This is a genomic window from Bacillus sp. FJAT-18017 (assembly GCF_001278805.1).
Taxonomy (GTDB): Bacteria; Bacillota; Bacilli; order Bacillales; family Cytobacillaceae; genus Bacillus_D.
On sequence record NZ_CP012602.1, the window covers coordinates 910,236 to 929,276 of the forward strand.

Here is a 19,041-nt window from a genome sequence, read left to right on the forward strand (position 1 = left end):
TATTTCAGGGGGGAGAAAATGAGGAAGAAAGTACTAGCAATCTTAATGATTATTCTATTGATTGTATCAAGTGTGGATCCTAGGAACTTTATAAGTCCTTCACAGGTTTCTGCGGAAAAGGCCAATAAACCACTTAAAATGCCAAAAGGTGCGGAAAGGGTCCGGGAGTTGGAGGATCTGCGTGAACCTAACACCAAGACATTCATAAATACTGATGGCACCTACACGACAGAAATTTATACCGAAAACGTTCACTTCAAAGATGAAAAAACGAAAAAATTTAAAAACATTTCCACGACACCAGAAGAGAATACAGGGAATGACAGAGAAGAATTTGGCTTTAAAAATAAAGACAATAAATTTGGCGTAAAATTCGCAAAGAACTCCAAGAAGAAAAATTTAATTACGATCGATTTCCAAAAAGAAAAGTTAAACTTTCAGCCGGTTGGAACTGACTTTTCCGTAGCTGAACAAGAAGAAGGAGCGATTTTTTACAAGGAAATCTTTAAAGGTGTCGATTTTAAATACAGCCTTGGAAACTCCTCCGTTAAAGAAGATATTTTTCTAAAAAGCAAAGATTCAGTCAGAAGCTTTCAATTTCTACTTACAGGAAGCCTGATTCCTAAACAGGAAGGGCGAACCATCAATTTTTATAATAAAAAAGATGAACTTGTTTGGGTGATGCCTTACCCATTCATGGAAGATAGCAACGGTAAATATTCGGAGGATATCGCTTTTGACCTGGCAGAAAGCACAAATGGCTATTTGCTTACTCTGACACCAAGTTCAGAATACCTGGATGATGAAACGACGGAATATCCTGTTCGAATTGACCCTACAACGAATTTGGGCGGAACAAATACCACAACACTTGATACGTATGTCATGTCTGCCTATCCGAGTTTAAACTATTATAATAGCGCTGATTTGCGGATTGGATATATTGCTTCAACGGGGACGACTAGGTCGTATTTGAATTTTACCAATGCTCTTCCTGACCTTACAGGAAAGCTTCTTGTGAAAGCAGAGCTTAAACTGTATAAATGGAATGACATTACGTCTCCAGTTGGCGCAAATGTATATGTAAACCGTGTTACTTCTGCCTGGTCACAAAACGCGGTTACGTATTATAATCAACCATCATTTTATGCGACCGCCTATGGCAGCACGTCGGCCGGTGGGGCTGCTGGATGGAAAACGTTAGATGTTACTAGCTTAGTCAATGGCTGGGTTGATAAAGCATTCCCGAATTACGGAATGGTTGTAAGGAGCACGTCAGAAGGATCCTCAGGTACCTACCAGAAATTTAATGCGTCTGAATCCAGCTCCAATCGTCCGTATTTGGCGATCACGTATTCCGACAAACCTGCAAAGCCTACATTAACCGCTGATTCTTATGCGAACGAAACAGGTGGATGGGTCAATTTAAGTTGGACACCCGTAACAGGAGCAACCAGCTACAAAGTGCTCATTTTCAATGGGGCACAATATGAAGAATTCCCTGTTGGAAACGTTACGTCCTGGACCACAAAAGGAAAGAAGCTGTGGCCTACAAAAGCACAAATCGATGCAGCTCAGTACAATCTTAGAAAAAATGCGGATGGACGGGAACTTCCTGAAAACCCACATTATTTGTATTCAAAAATACCGAATGGCTCCTATAGAACCAATACGAATTATGCAATACGAATAAAGGCTGTCAACGCATATGGCGAGACGTCTCAATCGGATGCCTCAACGATTATCATCCCTGATAAAACGAAACCAAGGGCTCCCTTAGGGGTAACGGTTACGAATGATAGGATTGAGAGTTTCACAATAGGGTGGCAGCCAGCTACTGACCCTGATGGTACCGGGGTTGCAAAGTATAAAGTATTTATCGGGGAACAGCCGGGTGTGCCGAAACAAGTTAATGGCGCGGAAACCACTGCAACATCCTATAAGTATACGGGCACACTGGAACCACGAAAAACCTATTATGCCTGGATTCAGGCCGTCGATAAAAGCGGAAACATCAGCCTGAATTCGCAGACTACCAACAAAATTGCCCGCAAAGAATTCGATGCACGTATAAAGAGCTACTATATTCCGAGTGTAAGCGATGTTGACAGCACAGTCGGGGAGAAGCTTTGGTTTGACGTTGAAAATACGGGGACAGCTTCGTGGACGAACGATCAGAACATCAACATGTCCGTTACGAGCAAATCACCTGATGCTTCAGAGTCGACAGGATTTGTCGGATATCTGAATACAGGCGAAGTCATTACAACCGGGCAAGTTAAGAGGTTTTATGTCGACTGGAAGCCAAAGGCAGCGTTAAAAGGGCTTTATGAAATTTCCGCTGTTGTTGGAAAAGGGTCCGACAGTACCTTCATTAATCCGCCTGAAGAAATCGTGAACCAGGTAATCGATGTTCAGGACTTAAAGGGACCTTCCGGAAACATTTCAATCAATGAAAATGCGCTGTATACAACTTCGCAGAATGTGACTGTAAAAGCATTCGATGTGTATGACAATGCTACCGGGGACCTGTTTGTCGAGTTTGCTTCAGGGCCGGTTGGTGCGACAGTAGAGCAACTCCAATTTTTGCCTAAGGAAAAAGTGACCCGGGGCATTCATGAAAAAGCATGGGCGCTGCCGGATGTACAAGGCGAGCACTTTATTTACGCCAGGTTTTCCGATACAAGCGGAAACGTGTCCCAGCTTTATAGTGATTCGATTATATTAGATAAAACCGTCCCGGCTATTGAAGTAACAAATCTTGAATCTGGTGACTACCTGTCTGGTAGTAAAAAGATTGAAGGCTCAATCACAGACCTTGACTTGGCTTCATATAGGGTCGAGTACAGAAATAAAGCCGATCAGGCTGGAATTTGGAATCTGATTTCTGAAAAAAATCTTCCGGTTTCGCAAGGTGTAGTGGCAGACTGGAGTACAGCGAGCCTGGCAAAAGGCGAATATGAACTCCGCATCACAGCCAGGGATGCAGCCGGGCAGACTAATTTGCAGACTGTTTCGGTTTGGGTGGATACCCTTACTAAGTCCTGGACAGGCTCAGAAGGGTATTATCCAACCCATCCGCTTGAACTGCGTGATGGAAGCGGGTTTGTGAATTTGTATAACGGAAGCCTCAATCTTCTGGATGTTGACTTCTCGCTTCCTTCAAGAGCTTTCTCACTTGTCCTTGGGAGGTCGTATTCCTCCAATGCGAATCAGCAAGGGCTGCTTGGCAAGGGGTGGGGTTCCAACCTGGAGGAGCGGCTTGAAGTTAAGACAGACAGAGTCAACTATTATGATTCAGACGGTACGGTGCACGCATTTATCAAACAGGCGGATGGATCCTACGCCACACCTTCGGGTACAGCTTACAACCTAACCTATTCAAGCACAAACGGGTATAAGTTAGGCCAGAAGAATGGTAATTTGGCTATTAAGGAGTTTGACCTGCAAGGAAAGCCGGTGTCCATTAGTGACAATAACGGAAACAAAATCCAATATGCTTATGAAAATGGCAAACTTATAAAGTTAACATCTGCAAATAAATCGGTAGACCTGAATTACGCAAATGGCCGCCTCGATAATGCCGTATTCAGTACAGGAGATAAGATCGGTTATGTGTATTCCGGTGATTTCCTCTCCGATGTAAAAGTCTACACGAAGAGTGGAAAGGTAAGCAGACAGGTTCATTACGATTATGAGGCAGGGAAGCTTACAGCAGTTGTTTCAAAAAACAACTTGAAAGTGGAAATCCTCTACAACGGCAACCGGGTTGTTCAAACAAAGACAAAACGCTCGACCAGAGTGGTGGACGGCACCCAAACGTATCCGCTTAAAACGTATGGGAATATCACAGAGTCCTTCTCCTACGACTTATCGAACAATACTGTGTTTGTTGCAGCCAATTCCATCAATGAAGATAAAACGAGTAAGAACCTGTTCAATACCGAGTATGAATTGAATTCAGCAGGAAATTTAAAGCTAACAACAACACTCAAGACTCTTTTTGAAAATGAAGACCCGGAAGCAGCAAAACAGGACCAGGGCAACATCACGGTCCAAATTGAATATGTAAACAACAGAGTGAAAAGCTCAACCGATGCGTTGGGAAATAAAACTTCCTTTGAGTATGATAGCTACGGGAATGTTGTAAAAATCAACTTGCCGCCAGTCACAGTTAAAGGCGTTAAAACTTCTTATTCCATTTCCAATCAATATAACGGAAACGGCCAAATCCTTAAGGTCACCAATACAATGGGCCAGGTCAAGGAATGGAGATATGATTCAAAGGGCAACGTTTTTCAAATCCTTGATGAGGAAGGCAATAGCCAATATATCGACTATGATTCATATGGAAATGTGACGGCAACACGCAGCGACCGAGGCCCATTATATGGGTACATGCCAGACTACAGCATGGAAGAAAAAACACTAGAGGACTGGAAAATAGTCCAGGGAACCATCACCAAGAGTTCCGCCCAGGCACGGTCAGGCAAACAAAGCATCGAAATGGTGCCAAATGCAATCCTACAGACAGGGACTTTTGCGATAAAGAAAGGCCGTTTGCCAGTATTATCACTTCTATACGCAAAAGCTGCGGCAGCCGACCAAGCGGAAGTAAAGCTTCAGTTTATAAAAGACTCAACTGTCATTCAGGAATATACGAAAATCTATTCGGTGACAACCAATTGGGGCGGCTATCGAGTTTCTGGAGAAACGGTTCCGGCTGATGCAACCCATGTCAGGGTTCAAGTAACCAACAAAGGTACGACCAACCTATTTGTCGATGACCTTGTCCTCGAAGAGAGCGGCATTAAAACAACCTATCACTATGATAGTAATAATGAAAATGTGGATTATGTACTGGACCCATACGGCTATAAGACAAGCTATACGTTTAACGAATATGGCCAGCCATTGACCGAAACGAATGCCCTGAATCAGACTCAGACTGTTGTATATGACGAACTTCAAAGAATTTCGAAAAATATCGACCGTTCCGGAAGGACAACTGAATACCAGTATGACGAAGACTCGGGAAATCTACGGTACGAAATCGATGCTCAGGGAAACAAGACAGAATACGAGTACAATGAATGGGATCAGCTAACCCTTACCACTCTGCCTAAAGTGCAAAATACATTCTATAAGGACGAGGCTGTAGCGAAGGTCGAGGATCAGCAGGCCAAACTTTATGTTGAATATGATGAGCTCGGGCGGAAGATAAGGGAAAACGATGAAAGCGGGAAAGCCTATACCGAGGATGAATATGACGGTTATGGAAGGCTTGCCAGAAGCATCGACCCTATGAAAAACCAAAAATATTTCTCTTATGATAAAAACGGCAACATTATCCATACGATTGATTTTGCTGCTGTAAAATCAAATCCGGAAGGCCAAGGAAATCTGCTGGTCAATAAAGGTGAAACGTTTGCGACCTTTGATGAGTGGAACCGCCAGCTGACCGAGACAGACAACACAGGCAACCGTGATGTGCTCACGATGGTCAACACATATGATTCTGAAGACAGGCTCGTTCATACAAAGGATGCGGAAGGTTCGGAAGTATTCTATACCTACAATGCCTTGAACGAAAATGTCTATACGAAGGATAATTCTACTCCGGCTGTCGAGACCTGGTCCTATTTTGACGGGTTTGGGACACCTTCTATTACGTTGAGCGGAAATACAATCGAGTATTCTGTTTCCGATGCGAATGGAAATGTGCTTGAGTCAATCGACCATAAAGGAGCAAAGACGAAATACGAGTACAACAAAGCCGGGGATAAAGTAAAACAAGTTAATCCTGATGGAACAACGGTAACCTGGACATACAATGAAGATGGGCAGATTGACACAGAGTCCCAATTGGTGGAAACAGTAGGGGATATCGAGACCTATCTCGTAACTGATTTCGTTTACAATGATACAGCCGAAGTTAAGTATCAAAAAGTAGAGGCCCAACGGATTAACAAATCAACTAAAGCGTTAGTTGATAAGCAGCTCATAAAAGAAATAGATCTTAATTATGATAATCTGGGCCGCCTTGTACGCGAACAATCAAAAAATCATGAAGGCTCGCAAATTAAGAAATCAGATATCCGATTTGTCTATGATCTGAATGGCAATCTTCTTCAGAAATGGATTTATGATGAGACCTCAAACACGATAAAGGATGGTGTCACCTATCCATTTGTCCGCTCCGAAAGCAAATATGCGTACGATGCGAATAACCGGATGCTATCAGAACAAAAGCTAGAAAATGGCATTCTCAATACAAGGACGTATTCCGATGAAGAAAATATGGAGAAAACTTCATCAGTAAAGACTTCAAGTTCTTCTACAGGAAATACGACAGTTTATTATAATGAAAATGACTTGGCGCAAAAAGTCATCACGCCGCTTTCTGAGGTGTATGAATTCACTTATACCCCAACGGAAATGGTTGATAAGATTAAAGGGCCGAGGCTGACCATTGACATGGATTATGGCCTGAATGAAAGAATGACGAAAATCAGGGCACTGAAAAAGGATACATCGACGGAGTTGTTCTCGGAGTCTTACACGTATAATTCTGAAGAACAAATAAAGGATGCAACGAACCCATGGGATGGTGTGAAAGCCTATACGTATACACCGGAAGGATTTTTGGGCACTGTCAAAAAAGGAACAGAAACAATCACCTATACGTATGACGTGAATGGTAACCTTCGCAAGGCAGTCAATCAGGCTGGCAAGGTCCTTTTGGAAAATCAGTATGGACAGGCCAACAGAATCACGTCGTCCATCCAGTTTGATTCTGCTTTACAAAAATACAAGAAGGTTACTTATACCTTCAAGCCAGATGGCTCGCTGCAAAAGGAAACAATCAGCTCTGCTGTCGACACCTATGAGGCAGCAAAAACAGCGGCAATCGAATTCGAAAAGATTTACAACTTCTCTTCCATCAACCTCCTTCAAGGAATCGTAACGAAAAGGAACGGAGTGGAAGTTGAAAAGGTAGAGTTCACGTACGACAGTGAGGAGAACCGGACCTCCAAAAAGGTTACTAAGGGGACAAGCGTACGGACCGAATTCTACTATTATGACAGCAACGGCGACCTCATCGGCATTGCCGAACAGTCTGGAATCGATGCAGTCCAGAATCTGATGAACTTCTATCGAGACTCAAACGGCCAGCTGCTAAGCCTGGAGTACAAGGGCCAAATCTATGATTATATCTATAATCAGCGCGGCGACATTGTCGCAATAGCCGACCAGCTTAAAAATATCATTGCCAAATATACGTATGATGAGTGGGGCAATGTCCAAAAAATGGATGCTCCGACTACAATTGGAGTAGAAATAGCTAATGCGAACCCATTCCGCTATGTCGGGAAGTTCGGTGTCCAATACGACAACAATACGAAGCTTCACTTCATGGGCTGGCGTGACTACGATTCAAAGATTGGCAGATTTATAGTAGCCGATGAGTACGAAGGCGATGATACAAACCCAATTTCGTTCAACCGCTATTTGTATGCCGAATCCGATCCTGTCAATAACATCGACCCGGATGGCTATGCACCGAAGTGGCTGAAGAAACTGGCAAAGGGTGTAAAAAAAGCCGCAAAAGCCACTTACAACTTCGCGATTGGCGACGACATCAGGACACTTTCAAGCAAGAAAACGAAGTGGTACCAGAAAGCTGGCGCAGCACTCAGCATCGCATCCAACTTCATCCCTGGCGGCGGTGTCATCAGCAAGGCAGCCAAGGCTGTCATCAAAGGCACTTCGAAAGCCGTAAAGGCCTACCGGGCAAGCAAGATTGTCAGCAAATCTTCAAAAGTCATCAGAACAACATCGAAGAAAGTAGCCGCAACCGTTAAGAAAAAACCAAAGACCGTTCCGGCAAAATCAATCAAGAGCACACCGAAAACCCAAAGTGTCGCACCTGTAAAGGCAAGTTATTCAAAGCCGAAACCGAAGCCTAAGGTAGTGGCGCCTGCAAAACCAAGAAGTGTACCACAACCACGAATTGAACCCAAATTGACTAAACCTGCAGCTGGAGATAATATTGGGTTTATTCCTAAATTGGATAATTTGAATCAGGGTAAGAGTAAACAAACCTTGTATCATTATACAAATGAGAAGGGGGCCGCTGGCATACTTGATTCAAAGAAATTAAATCCATCTCTAAAAGCAAATAATCCTAAAGATGCACGGTATGGTGATGGTCAATATTTATCTGACATAGCACCAGAAACAAAAACACCTGCACAACTGGCAAGAATATTTATTAATGTACCAAACAAGTACAAATTTACTCATTACGTGGAAATAGATGTAAGCGATTTGGATGTGAAAAAAGGTAGGGATGGTGTTTTTGTAATACTGAACGAATCACCATTAGATTTAACCGGAAGGATAGTTAGATCAGGAAAAGTTGGTGCGGAGTAGGAGGTGATATATATGAAATATTTGTTAATTGAATATGAAGGGGAAGAATATTGGATAGAAGTAGGCTCAGATGGATTTGCACGGAGACAAATTATTGTGGATAACGATAAAACTATCCATTTATCTTGTCTGGAGGATTGTTTGGCTGAAGGGCCTATAGATGAAAATGAACTAGATGGAAATATCAGGTTAATTACTCACCAAGAGTTTGAAGAAAATTGGAATAAAGCCACTTTGAAGAAGAGGAAAATCTGGGAAATCCAAAAAAGAAACTATCCCATTGGAGAAGAAGTTCGGTTGACAGCAGCTTATCATTATCCCCAAGGTTGGATTCTAAAAGCAGAAGATGTAATGGGCATTTGTAGTGGGTGTGATGTGGGGTATGGTCAATGGGTAAAAGGACGAGTATCAGGTTACGATGAGTTAAATATGTGGCTAAAAATAGTTGGAAATACGATTAAATCTTGATCCTGTTTTAAATGTAACTTTGAAAAACCTTGAAGGGTCAGCCTTTCAGGGTTTTTCATATGCATTAAACGATAACAATGGATAAAAATAAGTGACCCTAACGGTAACCGGAAGCATTGGTTTAGACCAATACCATAGAGACAATATTGTTGTAAACAAAGCCTTAAGGGAGAATAAATTTCTTTCTGCATTTTGTTGATTTGCGAACTGGTGCTGATATTCCGATGGTGTTAAAAAACACGAAGTGTAACAGCAGTATTAACAATAGGGCATTAAACCATTCGAGGAAGTATATTAAGTAGGGGAATTGTTACTCTTGCTCGTCACTTTAAAACTTTACATGAATAGCTAATGATCTTAATAAATACTAAAAAGTTAGGTGGAGCAGATGATATTTTAAATATGAATCCATTAGATTGTAAATAGAAGTCTAGGAAAGCAAATACAGAACCAAATTAAGATTATCCTTATGGTACGATACTCGATAAGTTTACGATAAAGTGATAAGGAGAAGGTAAATGTTTACTGCATTTAATGAGTTTTTTGGAATAAAAGACACTGTTAAAGAGAAGTGCTTTGACGAAAACAATTTTAGAGATTTACAGAAAATACACATGGTTTTGTAGAGCTTTTTAGTAAATATGAAGGGTTTTCTTTTAGAAAAGGTCTTTATAGGCTGATAAGCTAAATAATTTAAAATATTGGAACAATCTCGTTACTCAGGCCTTTCCGGAATTCGAAGGTCGAATCGAATGCTTTAGGTATGATTGGTTAGGAAGACATTTTGCTCTTGATTTTGCTAGTGGCAGACGGACAAGCTCAAGTTTTAATGTTAGAGCCAGGAACCGGTGAAATATTAGAAATTCCATGTAGTTTTATTGATTTTCATAACAAAGAAATCCCTAACTATCTTTCATCGAAGAATGTATAGGGTATAGGGTAGTATTATTTCTTGGCGGGGAAGATACCATTTCAAATTTGGAAAAAGTAGATATGGATGTATATTGGAGTCTATGTGCCCAATTCATTAGTCAAAAACCAGACATTTACCTGAGGGGACCGTTATAAGCAACTTAAATGCTGGAAACTAATTGATAAAGACATTGAAAGTTGTCTTGCTCTTGTCAAGTCGATAACTAAAAAAGCTATGCAGTAAGTGCGTGTCGATATTCAATCGGAACGTATCGAAATTATAGGCAGGGGGATGAAAAAATGGCAACAGAGAATGCGGATATTTACACTTTAGCCAAGTTTGTTGATCTGGAAAGTTTCATAAGCAATTTTGATCAGAATCAACTGAATGTAAAAAGCAGCAGTGGATCTGGATTATTGCACTATGCCATTTCTGGAAACAGATTTGATATTGCCTCTTTTTTAATTAACCAAGGTATTGATGTGAATATGACAAATGCCGATGGACAAACAGCCTTGCACCTTGTTTGTGTAAATCAGGATTTAACCGTTGCAAAGCAACTGTTGGAAAGAGGGATAGACGTAAATTTAAAGGATAAATACGGAAATAATGCTATGTGGACGGCTGTTTTTAACTGTAAGGGAAGAAGTTATGAAATGGTCGAATTGTTTATGAACTACCATCCTGACATTCAAAATAAAAATAAAGCAGGAAGGTCACCCTTGGATTTTGCAAAACAAGTAGGTAATGAGAGATTAATTAATACTTTGTTGGAAGAAAAGTGAAAAATGTGTACGTTACCTTTATGGGATATTGCCAGTCAAGGTTTTTCTAGTTCCCTAGAGTCAATTGAGAGGATGTATGGATATTTCAGAGAGGGAAGATGAATATGCAAGTAAACGAGCGATTACTAAATGTGTTGATTCCACCCGCTGTTCCTGTGAATGCTGGAACAGATAGTGAATGGAAGCATGTTGAAACTCGATTAGGAACCAGGTTGCCCGATGATTATAAAAGTTTCATAGAGATGTATGGCACAGGCAGCATTGATAACTTTCTATGGGTTCTTAATCCATTTGAAAAAAATGAAAATCTCAGTCTCTTTGAAACGGGGAAAGCTCTCATAGAGGCATACCTGGTTTCCCAAAGTAATTTTCCAGAGGATTATCCCTATACTGTCTTCCCTTCAGAGGGAGGATTACTGCCTTGGGGATTAACAGACAATGGTGATGAACTATACTGGCTAACTACAGGCGATCCCAATGATTGGCCAGTAGTTGTATATGAAACAAGGTCGGCGGACAATTATAAGTATTCATTGTCGGTGACAGAGTTTCTAGGAAAATGCTTAACAAGGGAAATGGCTTGTGAGGCATTTCCAGAGGAATTCTCGGACGAAGACTTAAAATTCCAACCTCTTGGAACAAGGACGTATTAACGGTTTTATATAAAGTATTTACTTATTACTATGAAAATGATGCTTTTATAAATATTACAGAATGAAACTCATTATGGCTTTTGTCCATTTACTAATACCAGAAAAAATGCCCAACCTGCCCAATTACATCATCGGCAACGACACTAACCGCTGTATAAAACGCTGCACTTCCTCCAACGAACAACACACAAAATAGAACCGCATTCTTCATAGAAATACTCCTCCATTCAGTGAGCCTTTAACTGAATTTTAAGAAATCTATGTAAAAACCAATCGCCTTTTTTGTAAAGGTTTTATATACTTTATGTTACAAGTTAAATGGGGGAAGCCTACCATTTGCCAAAAAATAGAAGTAAAAACATATCCATATCACTTAAAGGGCGACACCCCTGGCATGCAGTGTTCAGCGAGAACAGGAGGAACCATACATGTCCAAACAACTGCTAATTAAACTCTTGCTCGACCAAACTGCCCGCGAGGACGAGCGCGATGATGCAGCCATCGACCTGGCCCAATACGATAACGATGAAGTCGAAGCCGCTCTAATCCAAGCCATTCACGATTCAAACACCACCGAAATAATCAGAGCTAGCTGCGGCGCATCGCTGGCCGAAATCTGGCTCCGAACCAACCGAATCGACCACCAGACCCTAGACAACCTGCCCGAACCCGCAAAATCAGAAGCAACCGGATTTATTAACACCAATCAAAACTAATGAATAACAACCCTTTTTAAAAAATTGGGTAGGTTCCTGTTGGAAAATACGTGCATTTTTAGAACAGATTTGTAATCAGGACAAGTTTTAAAATATGTAGGACAGATTTTTCGATATTCAGGACATTTCCCGAAAAATACAGGACATTTCCCAAGCGATGCAGGACAGATTTTCATTTTTTCATGACAAACTCCATTCCAACCCACTAAACTCATTACATTCAACAGAGCAACCTTTAGAATCTGTCAACACGTAAGCGTCGCCGACAAGCAGGCCTAATACGAATCGGAGAGTCAGCTTCCTGGCATACATATAAGGAGTGTCCGTTGTGAGGTTTACCTATTTTCGTAAGCTCAATAAGAATGAGAGATACCCTACAACTAAAAAACATCTAAAAGCAGTTTTCTCCGTTTTCGAAGCAATGGATGTTTTATTCGGTCTTAGGAGAAAATTCGAGTTTGATAGAAGGCTTCCTAATAAGCCAAACATCAGAGGGATTGTAGTAGCTTCAATTTCCTGCTCGAGGAATAGGACGATTAATTTTAATTTATATCCTGTATCAGTACAAGATTACTCTGATAAGGCTGTTGAAAAATTTAGAAACGTTGTATTAGTTACTATTGAACCATGGGTTAAAGCACAGATGAATAAGTCTGATACAGCACTTTTAGGATATGAAGAAATGGTTGTTGAGTGGAACGGGAAAGAACATGTATTTCACTATATTAAATTTTTATAAACCATATTCAGATTACATGAAGAACCTTTGGAAAAAATCAATCGCGGAGGCCCAGCATTGTAAAGATAATACGTCTTATATTTTTGTACTAACCATTTCGTTGCTTCATTACAAATGCTTTGGCAAGTATAGAGAAGGGCATATTGGTAGGGAGGACTGGGGGGCCCTGTACTTATGGCCTCCAATTATCGTAGGATACCAGTTGCATTCTTCATGGGCTCCGGGGTATTTTTAGAAGAAAAACGGCTACACTGAAAAGGATTTACCTTTGCTCTTCCAATTGGGTATAGGTATCCTTTTTACGACTGTAATTAGTAAATTATAATTCAGTCCAACAACACTTCCGGCCATAGGAAGCGATTCCTATGTCCGGAAAAGTTTGGAGGTCATAGATTTTACTATCCTTTCTTACAAAACCCATCCACCAGCACCATGACATCCTTCAGCACATCAATCGACCGCAGCGCATTACCCTCAACTTGCAAACTGTGTTCCGTGCCCTCAACCAAATGACACTCCAAATGTGGCTTACGCTTTAATTCCGCGTACCGTTCCTCGTTATAAAAGGGATCCTGATCACCAATCACAACCAATCCATCGTGGCCGCTTGAAGACATCACCTCAAAAACATGATCCGAATGAAGAAGCGGCGTTAGCCAGACCACACGCGCCAACCCAAACCTCTCATCCTTCAGTAAATAGCTCAGCGCCTTAGTACCAATCGACTTGCCTATAAGAGAAAAATCGTGATATGTAGACTCGCTCAGAACATTATCAATAACCGCCCGCACATCCCCTTCAAACTCCTCGCCACTCAGCGCTTCCATCTCATCCCGTGAATACTTATAGTTCACATGCAGCACATCATACCCCGCTTCAAAATAAATCCCCGTCGCAAAATGGAGCAGCGGAGCCTGAGCGGTATAGCCCATGCCCGGCAGAACAATCGCCAGTCCACCTGCTGACTCATCATGTTTAAACAACGTATACGCAATCTCCTTACCCCTCGAAAGAACTGTCCCACCTGAAATCACTACATCATCCCCCAGACTTTTACAATTATTATAAAGCCCTGGCGGAGTGAATCCAACCAATCTATCAACTAAAGCCAAATAAACTTTCCGCCAACCGTGCCATCCGCAGAAAAGAAGACTGCATTGCCGCCAAACAGAAACGGAGTCCTCTTAGTGATTTACCTAATTATGTAAAATATCCCTCGCCTTTTTTCTAAAAACTCTATATACTTTCTATTACAAATACTATGAACGGATGAGTAACTATGAATAACACTCGCTTTTATCTAAACATCTTCCTCTATTTCATTTTTGTACTCAGTACATTAGCGGTATTCTTCATCATTTATAAAAATATCGACACACCCTTTGCCGCCGACATGGTATTAGGTTATGTCATATTTCTATTCGCATTCGCCATGTACCTGACCATCACAGCTGCCCTGCAACTTAGAAAAACTCCAAAAACCGAACTGCGAAAAAGAACCATCAAATTCGCACTACTATTTATCCTTTTCTTTGCAGCCAACTCGATTTTTGACCTACTCTTCAAACCAGAATCCAGCGGCCTCATCGGCAACATATTTCCGGCACTCGGCTTCGCTCTCGGACTAACCTTCCTCGACACAGTCTTCACTAGGAAAGAGTAGGCACACTTGGGACGTTACTCGTTAGCCGATTGGCCAGCGAGAGCTGACCAATCGGTCTTGAGCAGAACTTTGAATAACCAAATGCGTTTATTCCGACAATCCAAATGAAAAGGGCTGAAAGAATGATTTCTGCATTCACAACGCTATTACTTGCCTACATTTATTATATTCCACTGCTCATTTGTACCGACAAAATGAAATCATTAAATGAAACAACAGAGAAGAAAGCAATAGCAATATGCCTTTGTTTTATTGTTTGGGCTTTCCTAATCTACAAATTTCACAAACTTGGTGGATTCCCTGAAATCTTTCCCTATATTGGCTTTACAATCGCAGGCATACTAGTTTTATCGGCTATCTGGCTAGTCATTATCAAAAAAATAAGTCAAAACGCATATCAAAAATCCGTAAAACGAATAGAAAAGTATCTTATAAACCATCTTTAAAGCAGGGTGGGGACGCCAAACTAATTGATCCCATCATTGCCCAAAATTGTACACAACTCTAGCCACTCCTGTATGCTAAAATTTGGAATAAAAGGGGTGATTCCACTGAAACTAGTTTTCTACATATGGTCTCATGCTGCTCATTTTTATCCAAAACCAGGGCCTTGATCTGGCAGCCGACAAAACAGCCGAATACTTCATCGGCCGCACCCAAATCGATATCACCATCAAAGATAGAATGCTGCTCACCAACCTGTTCTCAGCCTTCTTCGGCGCAGGCCTCTTCTGGATGGGCGTAATCGTTATTGCAGGACTTTTTTTGAAAAAAAAGCTGCCGACGCGCTCAAAGCCAACATCATCCCAACGCCCACCATCCGGCCCAGAGAGGTGAGACAAGCACCCATGAAATACCTGGAATACTTTTTAATACAAACTGCAGCCATTCTCAGTCTAACGAGTTTCAACATCCTTTCTGACTTACATATAACAAAGCCATTCAATTATATCGACGCACTCGTTTTAGGAGTTTGCCTTGCTTGTACTATTTTTCAAACTGGCAGGGAAGTTTTCCAATCGATACAGCATCATCCGCTTGCGGACTAAACTGCTGCTTTTTGTACCGGCAGTTATCCTCGCTATGCTCGTTTTAGGGGGAGAGGAGAAATTGTTGCTTTAATTGAATTGAATAGTAATAACCGACGGAGGATTACATGGAAACTTTACTATATAACGATCTGGAAATGAGATGCACACAAAGCCAGTTTTCACAGGAAGTAAAGGAACTGGTCGAAGCTACCGAACAAGAATTCATCCAGCATTGCAGCGCTTTACTAGAGGAGTACAAGCCTTTGTTTTCTAAGAAAAACCAAAGAATTTCAATTGATGTGGTAAAAACCAAAACAGATCTGTTCCAGCCTGGCTACACCTCCTATGTTTCTATCAATATCGAGCCTCATAACGAAAAGTACAATATAAATATTGCACTCCCAATCTGGAGATGCGAAAGAAAGCTCCTTGGCATCCTGGTGGAACTGAACATCCCAGGCAGCAGGACAACGGGAACCTTAATTACATTAAAGAACGCACAAGCAATGTTCAGAGAGTTCATAGAAGATAACCTGATTAAAGATTGAAAAGAGTGCAAGGAGGATCTGAGATGAAAAATAAAAAAGCCTACATCCTGACGATCATATTCGTCAACTTCACTCAGGCTTTGTTCATGGTGCTTGGCTCAAGATGGGCAGCAAACTACTACACAAGCCGACTGGGTCTTGAGCCATCAAAGGATACAGCCTTCCTGACTCTGCTATTTATGATATTCTACGGCCTCGGCATTATCCTGATGGGAATTGCATTTGCCCTCGTCCGTCGTTCGCAAAGAGAAAGGACCTAACATCATGTGGGCAATTCCAGCAATCCTCGGCCTATTATTCCTGTCAATCAGCATTTTTTATAAAAAGAAACACCATGGCGAACTGGCATCTGAAAGCATCGGTGGTGATTCTATCATCGTTGAAATCATTTTTATTGCATTCCTATTAGTGCTCGACATCCTGCCATACTGGGTGACCAAATTCATCTGCCTGGCCGTCGCGCTGGGATTCTTCTATCTGTCCTATCAAATACTTTAATGACCACTATTCACCACTTTTATCAATACTTTCAAAAATATATCAATACCTGTTCTTTTCCTATCGACAAATCTTTTACTTCTTTTAAAAACAAATCTTCAAATTTATCAACCAGCACAAAACTTGAATCGTCTAATAAATAACAGAGAAACAGAAAGCAGGGGGAGCAGTTTTGAACACAGAGGATACATTATCAGAATTGATGGACCGCTACGGGACGTCAATTCTCCATCTGGCTTATTCCTATGTCCGCAACCATGAGACAGCAAAAGACCTGGCCCAGGAAATTTTCATCAAATGCTATCAGAAGCTTGATACATTCCAGGGCGAGTCTGCGATCCAAACCTGGCTGTACCGAATTGCAATCAACCATTGCAAGGACCATGTCAAAAGTTGGCACCATCGGAAGGTTCACACAAGCCAGTTTTTCACCACCCTGCTCAAAGGGCAGCAGCCTGCAGCTGAGGCTGAGTACCTTGACCAGGCCGGCCGCCAGGAGCTGACTGCAACAATCCTTCGCTTGCCATTGAAATACAAAGAAGTGATCATTCTTGCGTATTTCCATGACATGACGATGAATGAAATCGCAGCAGTCTGCGGAATCAATGCAAACACAGTAAAATCCAGGATTGCCAGGGCCAAGGAACTGCTGAAACAATCCATAACAGAAAGGGGAGGGAACGATGGAGAAGAAATTACAACAGGCAAAAGCCGAGATGTTAAAGGGCGAATTGGCTGACTTCAAGTTCACACCGGAAATGAAAGAGAACGTCCTACACTCAATTCGCACACCAAAACGCTATTCTTTTAAAAAAATAATTCCAACGCTAGTAAGTGCGGCACTTATTATCCTGTTTTTTGGAGGGCTTTATCAGTATGTAATCGTCCCGAATTCGAGCTGGAGCAACGGTACAGGGGAAACAGAACACCAATCCGAGGTTCCTGTATTCGAGGAGTATAAGGGTGAACCACTTAAAATAGCATTGCTGGGTGACGTGCCAATACTCAAAGAGCAACAAGTAACGTTCACTGCAATCCCCTTTGAAGACCTGTCTGTGGAAATTCTGAAACCATATGATGCTGTGTTTATCAGCGAAGAATGTTTGGTCAAAGCCTCCGAAGGCCCATACACAGAGGTTTACACAAACGCTGGTATTCCAATCTTTTTCATTGGTGCGAACAGCTATATCCCGTTTACCGAAAAAGGGATAGAATTTGATAAAGAAACCTGGGGATGGAAAGCTGGTGTGAGCTATACGAGTGGTATCATGCAGCCAAATGGGGCCGGTGGGTTTGATACTTGGGAATTCGGATTGTACAATGATATTAATAATGCTGAACATATACAGGAGATGTTTTCAAGGATATTCAAGGCAATCCAGGAACTTAAACTTCAACAGAAGTCTATAGGAGTTATCGAGGAACAGCCTCCTGCCGATAATAACGTGGAGAATGAAACGCCTGCCGATTCTGGGGAACAAACCCCTAAGGATGGGAACCTCGAAGCAACTCCTGATAAACCGATTGATATCGAAGAAAAGCCGAAACCGGATCAGGAACAGCCGGCAGCATCCGATGAAATTGCCGCACCGGACTTGATGGATCTTTTAATGAAATTTAAAGAGGCTAGGAATGCGCATATAGAAACGCTTGGTCCCGGGTTCAAAGTCCCCGATGCTAAAACGAAGCGTGAACTGTATAAGAAGTTTGGTGATTACGCTGTTCTTGAGGTACTGGAGAGAGAATGGGATCGTTTTTATGCTGAGAAGCCGGACGGATTATACCTGAAGCCCCAAGATGGGCCACTTTATATTGTTCCAACTGCCACCTACGTAGAGGAGAAGTTGACGGAAACCTCCTATAAATTCACACAGGTGACCGATGCAGACATGTATGGCGATAATTATAAGGTCGAGGTATGGTTTGAGTATATGAATGGAAAGTGGCTTATCAAAGATTGGAAGAGCGGAAACAATTAACGACCTTACGGAGAATAGTAATTAGTCGGGCGGAATCGCTCGACTTTTTTTCTTGCTAATTGGGGACGATTCCCAACTTGCGAAATTTACTCCCTGTGGTAAAATAGTTCCAAATTGTGTTAAAAGGGAGAGGGGTCTGTATTCGGTTTCTTAAACTTAATGCCATTAGTCTGATTTACGCCATCATGATGCTCATTCCGGCTGAATTTATACTGAACACGTATCGAATTCATCGAATTACCGGCTGGAGCTTTGAAACACTTGATATCATCAGTCTTGTCAGCATTGGAGCAGTAGCAATAGTGGGGACAGGGTTAGTCTACATTCTAACGAAAAAGTGGTTCAGCAACAGCTACATTCGCTTTTGGACAATGCTCCTGTGGCTGCCGTATCACATATTGCTCATCTATTTAACTTCGAATCTTTTACCGTTTTCCTACGAGGGCGATAACCCAAGCCCGGCAACTGGACTTCTCATGCTCGGAGCGCTGTTCTTCTACCCGTTCTACATCTTGCTGGTGAACATGTGCATCTTCCCATCGGATGAACAAGTGCGGACTTGAACCCGCATCAGGGCAATTCCAACATTGCACAGACAAGTCCATTTTGAAT

17 protein-coding genes are annotated in these 19,041 nt (G+C 41.7%); 16 read left to right on the forward strand and 1 reads right to left on the reverse strand.

Annotation, left to right across the window (positions count from 1 at the left end):
• The first annotated feature begins 18 nt into the window (after nucleotides 1-18).
• The 7 genes from AM500_RS04180 to AM500_RS04205 all read left to right on the forward strand — a co-directional run bounded on the left by AM500_RS04180 (nucleotide 19) and on the right by AM500_RS04205 (nucleotide 12,710).
• Nucleotides 19-8,436: a DNRLRE domain-containing protein gene (locus tag AM500_RS04180; protein ID WP_053598087.1), complete on the forward strand. Its 8,418-nt coding sequence runs from the start codon at nucleotides 19-21 to the stop codon at nucleotides 8,434-8,436.
• 12 nt (nucleotides 8,437-8,448) lie between these two features.
• Nucleotides 8,449-8,904, forward strand: a complete 456-nt coding sequence (locus AM500_RS04185; RefSeq protein WP_053598088.1) for a hypothetical protein — start codon at nucleotides 8,449-8,451, stop codon at nucleotides 8,902-8,904.
• A gap of 927 nt (nucleotides 8,905-9,831) precedes the next feature.
• The gene (locus AM500_RS26355; RefSeq protein WP_442854002.1) at nucleotides 9,832-9,972 is read left to right on the forward strand and encodes a T6SS immunity protein Tdi1 domain-containing protein; all 141 of its coding nucleotides are present in this window, start codon (nucleotides 9,832-9,834) and stop codon (nucleotides 9,970-9,972) included.
• Nucleotides 9,973-10,116: 144 nt separating this feature from the next.
• On the forward strand, nucleotides 10,117-10,602 hold the full coding sequence (locus tag AM500_RS04190; protein ID WP_053598089.1) for an ankyrin repeat domain-containing protein: 486 nt from the start codon (nucleotides 10,117-10,119) through the stop codon (nucleotides 10,600-10,602).
• A 98-nt stretch (nucleotides 10,603-10,700) separates the two neighbouring features.
• Entirely contained in the window at nucleotides 10,701-11,255 is a 555-nt protein-coding gene (locus AM500_RS04195) for an SMI1/KNR4 family protein (RefSeq protein ID WP_082347130.1), read from the forward strand.
• Between the two features lie 428 nt (nucleotides 11,256-11,683).
• The gene (locus tag AM500_RS04200) at nucleotides 11,684-11,971 is read left to right on the forward strand and encodes a hypothetical protein (protein WP_053598091.1); all 288 of its coding nucleotides are present in this window, start codon (nucleotides 11,684-11,686) and stop codon (nucleotides 11,969-11,971) included.
• A 328-nt stretch (nucleotides 11,972-12,299) separates the two neighbouring features.
• Entirely contained in the window at nucleotides 12,300-12,710 is a 411-nt protein-coding gene (locus tag AM500_RS04205) for a hypothetical protein (protein ID WP_053598092.1), read from the forward strand.
• A 398-nt stretch (nucleotides 12,711-13,108) separates the two neighbouring features.
• On the opposite strand, the gene AM500_RS04210 is transcribed toward AM500_RS04205, so the two are convergent.
• On the reverse strand, nucleotides 13,109-13,822 hold the full coding sequence (locus tag AM500_RS04210; RefSeq protein WP_156319745.1) for an alpha/beta family hydrolase: 714 nt from the start codon (nucleotides 13,820-13,822) through the stop codon (nucleotides 13,109-13,111).
• Between the two features lie 167 nt (nucleotides 13,823-13,989).
• Here AM500_RS04210 and AM500_RS04215 point away from each other — a divergent pair, with 167 nt between their 5' ends.
• The 9 genes from AM500_RS04215 to AM500_RS25340 all read left to right on the forward strand — a co-directional run bounded on the left by AM500_RS04215 (nucleotide 13,990) and on the right by AM500_RS25340 (nucleotide 18,992).
• The gene (locus tag AM500_RS04215; RefSeq protein ID WP_053598094.1) at nucleotides 13,990-14,373 is read left to right on the forward strand and encodes a hypothetical protein; all 384 of its coding nucleotides are present in this window, start codon (nucleotides 13,990-13,992) and stop codon (nucleotides 14,371-14,373) included.
• Nucleotides 14,374-14,952: 579 nt separating this feature from the next.
• Nucleotides 14,953-15,210, forward strand: coding sequence for a hypothetical protein (locus AM500_RS04225; RefSeq protein WP_053598096.1), 258 nt, complete (start codon nucleotides 14,953-14,955; stop codon nucleotides 15,208-15,210).
• 141 nt (nucleotides 15,211-15,351) lie between these two features.
• Entirely contained in the window at nucleotides 15,352-15,495 is a 144-nt protein-coding gene (locus AM500_RS25335; RefSeq protein ID WP_156319746.1) for a hypothetical protein, read from the forward strand.
• Between the two features lie 34 nt (nucleotides 15,496-15,529).
• On the forward strand, nucleotides 15,530-15,952 hold the full coding sequence (locus tag AM500_RS04230) for a hypothetical protein (protein WP_053598097.1): 423 nt from the start codon (nucleotides 15,530-15,532) through the stop codon (nucleotides 15,950-15,952).
• A 23-nt stretch (nucleotides 15,953-15,975) separates the two neighbouring features.
• Nucleotides 15,976-16,212: a hypothetical protein gene (locus tag AM500_RS04235; protein ID WP_053598098.1), complete on the forward strand. Its 237-nt coding sequence runs from the start codon at nucleotides 15,976-15,978 to the stop codon at nucleotides 16,210-16,212.
• A 4-nt stretch (nucleotides 16,213-16,216) separates the two neighbouring features.
• Entirely contained in the window at nucleotides 16,217-16,450 is a 234-nt protein-coding gene (locus tag AM500_RS04240) for a hypothetical protein (RefSeq protein ID WP_053598099.1), read from the forward strand.
• Between the two features lie 172 nt (nucleotides 16,451-16,622).
• Nucleotides 16,623-17,189, forward strand: a complete 567-nt coding sequence (locus AM500_RS04245) for a sigma-70 family RNA polymerase sigma factor (RefSeq protein WP_053598100.1) — start codon at nucleotides 16,623-16,625, stop codon at nucleotides 17,187-17,189.
• On the forward strand, nucleotides 17,134-18,429 hold the full coding sequence (locus AM500_RS04250) for a hypothetical protein (RefSeq protein ID WP_053598101.1): 1,296 nt from the start codon (nucleotides 17,134-17,136) through the stop codon (nucleotides 18,427-18,429). The genes AM500_RS04245 and AM500_RS04250 overlap by 56 nt, the downstream gene beginning before the upstream one ends.
• A 116-nt stretch (nucleotides 18,430-18,545) precedes the next feature.
• A complete protein-coding gene (locus tag AM500_RS25340) occupies nucleotides 18,546-18,992 on the forward strand; it encodes a hypothetical protein (protein WP_156319747.1) in 447 nt (148 codons plus the stop codon).
• Nucleotides 18,993-19,041: the final 49 nt, after the last annotated feature.

Bases quoted from the DNA above. Each gene is read 5' to 3' on its own strand.
- AM500_RS04215 (WP_053598094.1), top strand. From the start codon at position 13,990: ATGAATAACACTCGCTTTTATCTAAACATCTTCCTCTATTTCATTTTT.
- AM500_RS04230 (WP_053598097.1), top strand. From the start codon at position 15,530: ATGGAAACTTTACTATATAACGATCTGGAAATGAGATGCACACAAAGC.
- AM500_RS04225 (WP_053598096.1), top strand. From the start codon at position 14,953: ATGCTGCTCATTTTTATCCAAAACCAGGGCCTTGATCTGGCAGCCGAC.
- AM500_RS04240 (WP_053598099.1), top strand. From the start codon at position 16,217: ATGTGGGCAATTCCAGCAATCCTCGGCCTATTATTCCTGTCAATCAGC.
- AM500_RS04235 (WP_053598098.1), top strand. From the start codon at position 15,976: ATGAAAAATAAAAAAGCCTACATCCTGACGATCATATTCGTCAACTTC.
- AM500_RS04250 (WP_053598101.1), top strand. From the start codon at position 17,134: ATGGAGAAGAAATTACAACAGGCAAAAGCCGAGATGTTAAAGGGCGAA.
- AM500_RS04200 (WP_053598091.1), top strand. From the start codon at position 11,684: ATGTCCAAACAACTGCTAATTAAACTCTTGCTCGACCAAACTGCCCGC.
- AM500_RS04180 (WP_053598087.1), top strand. From the start codon at position 19: ATGAGGAAGAAAGTACTAGCAATCTTAATGATTATTCTATTGATTGTA.
- AM500_RS04185 (WP_053598088.1), top strand. From the start codon at position 8,449: ATGAAATATTTGTTAATTGAATATGAAGGGGAAGAATATTGGATAGAA.
- AM500_RS04195 (WP_082347130.1), top strand. From the start codon at position 10,701: ATGAATATGCAAGTAAACGAGCGATTACTAAATGTGTTGATTCCACCC.
- AM500_RS04190 (WP_053598089.1), top strand. From the start codon at position 10,117: ATGGCAACAGAGAATGCGGATATTTACACTTTAGCCAAGTTTGTTGAT.